This window comes from Nocardia sp. NPDC058497, from assembly GCF_042720195.1.
GTDB lineage: Bacteria > Actinomycetota > Actinomycetes > Mycobacteriales > Mycobacteriaceae > Nocardia.
The window spans coordinates 1-2347 of the sequence record NZ_JBHXMY010000765.1; the positions used below are offsets into that span (position 1 = coordinate 1).

General features: G+C 67.8%; 3 protein-coding genes. All 3 read right to left on the reverse strand.

Annotation, left to right across the window (positions count from 1 at the left end; translation table 11 throughout):
• Positions 1 to 190 (reverse strand): adenylyl-sulfate kinase (locus ACFWPJ_RS30640; protein WP_378856671.1); only part of this gene is annotated, 190 nt, incomplete at its 3' end.
• 9 nt (positions 191 to 199) lie between these two features.
• Positions 200 to 1288, reverse strand: a complete 1089-nt coding sequence (locus ACFWPJ_RS30645; RefSeq protein ID WP_378856673.1) for a class 1 fructose-bisphosphatase — start codon at positions 1286 to 1288, stop codon at positions 200 to 202.
• On the reverse strand, positions 1273 to 2166 hold the full coding sequence (locus tag ACFWPJ_RS30650) for an AAA family ATPase (protein ID WP_378856675.1): 894 nt from the start codon (positions 2164 to 2166) through the stop codon (positions 1273 to 1275). Before ACFWPJ_RS30650 ends, ACFWPJ_RS30645 begins: the two co-directional genes overlap by 16 nt.
• Between the last annotated feature and the right edge of the window lie 181 nt (positions 2167 to 2347).

The following is a 2347-nucleotide window of genomic DNA, read 5'->3' on the forward strand; positions in this document are numbered from 1 at the left end:
GGCGTTGCTGCTCGGCCTCGGCCATCGCGATCTTCATCTCCGAGCGGTCGTAGCGGTGGAACGAATCACCTTCCACCACGACGGCGCTGATCCCTTCGCGCCGGAAGATCTCCTCGAACGTGCGCGTGACGCTGGTCGTCCCCGCACCGGACGAACCGGTGATCGCGACAACGGGATGCTTGACCGACATGGGCGACTCCTACGTGCGCTGATCGTGCTTGGCCGGACGGAACAGCGACCGCGAGCCGAACAGCGAGCTGTCGAAACTCGGGCCGGCGTCCGGCTCGGAGTGGTAGCGCTCGATGCGCAGCACCTCGTTGCGGGAACCGAAGATGAACGGCACCCGCTGATGCACCTCGGCCGGCGACACCTTCATCACCCGGTCGTGCCCCGTCGTCGCCGCACCACCGGCCTGCTCGACGATGAACGCGATCGGATTCGCCCCGTACAACAGCGAAACCCGCCCCGGCCGTGCCGGATTGCGGGTATCGCGGGGATACAGATACATCCCGCCCCTGGTCAGGATGTGGAAGGTGTCGGCCACCAGCGAGGCGACCCAGCGCATGTTGAAATCACGTCCCCGCGGCCCGTCCACCCCCTCCAGACATTCCTGCACATACCGGCGCACGGGCCGTTCCCAGAACCGTTCGTTGGCCGCGTTGATCGCGAAACCCGAGGTGTCGTCGGGGATCCGCATGTGCGGATGGGTCAGCACGAACGCACCGATCTCCCGATCGAGAGTGAACCCGTCGACCCCGCTGCCGGTGGTGAGCACCAGCATGGTCGCGGGGCCGTAGAGTGTGAAACCGGCACACACCTGCTGCACGCCCGGCTGCAGAAAGTCGGCGTCGCCCGGCTCGGCGGTGCCGGTCAGCACCTCCTGCGGTGCGCGCAGAATGCTGAAAATCGAGCCGACCGGCAGGTTCACATCGATATTGCTCGACCCGTCCAGCGCGTCGTAGGCCAGCAGATATTTGCCTCGCCGCTGGGTCGCGGGCACCGGCAGCGCGGTGGCACGCTGCTCGGACAGCAACCCCGACAGGTGCCCGGTCCACTGGGTCTGGGCCACCATGATCTCGTCGGTCAGCGCGTCGAGCCGCCCGCTCACCGACAGCGGCTCGTCGTCGCGACCCGAACCGATGATCGCACCGCGCGTCACCTGATTGGCGATGATCTTCGTCGCGGTCGCCACCACATTGACCAGCGCCGAGAACTCACCCGACGAACCGGGATGACGGTGTTCCTCCTCGATCGTGTAGCGGGTGAGGGTCTTCAATCCGTCCGGCATGGCGTCGCGGCCACCTCCTGCCCCGCGTCGTCGAACACGCTGCTGCCGTAGACATCCCGGTCGCACAGGGTGATCAGGTCGGTCTTCGACAGCGGCCGCGCCGCCTCGACCAGCCTTTTGGCCTGCCGCAGCCGGCATCGATCGATCGCGTTGCGCACGCTGCGCGCATTCGAGAACCGCGGCCGGGTCATCCGCACCGTCAGATACTCCGCGAACGCGACATGCGCGGCCGCGTCGAAGCGGAAGTTCTCCCCTGTCACCATCAATTCGGCGATGCCCATGAGTTCTTCGTGGGTGTAGTCGGCGAACTCGAGGTGATGGGCCACCCGCGAGGACAACCCGGGATTGGCGGAGAAGAAGCGGTCCATCCGATCCGGGTAACCGGCGAAGATGACGACCAGATTGGCCCGTTCGCTCTCCATCTCCTGCAGCAGGATCTCGATCACCTCCTGCCCGTAATCCCGCTCGTTCTCGGGCCGGAACAGGTAGTAGGCCTCGTCGATGAACAGCACACCGCCCGCGGCCTTGGCGATCGCCTCCTTGGTCTTGGGCGCGGTGTGGCCGATGAACTGGCCGACCAGGTCGTCACGGGTCACCGTGTGCACCTTCGGTTTCCGGATGTACCCCAGCGCGTGCAGCATCTGCGCCATCCGCAACGCCACCGTCGTCTTCCCGGTGCCGGGGCCGCCGGTGAAGCTCATGTGCATCGTCGGCCGCGAGGACTCCAGCCCGAAGCGCCGCCGCGCCCGGTCGATCATCAGCAGCGCCGCGATCTCGCGCACCCGTTCCTTCACATTCGCCAGGCCGATCAGCTCCGCGTCGAGCGCGGCCAGCGTTTCGGCCACGTCGTGGCCTGCCAGGTCGAGAGAAAGATCCAACAGCGCGTCCTCGCTCAGCAGTTCCTCGGTCGCGGTGGCGCCCTCGGCGGGCGGGCGCGACGGGGGGGGGGGGGGGTGGGCGCGGCGGGGGGCCCCGGCCCCCGGCCCCCCGGCGCGCGTCCTCGGCGTCGGCGGCCACAGAGCCGTTGCCGCTCTGCATGATCGCCCGCCGGAACAGCCC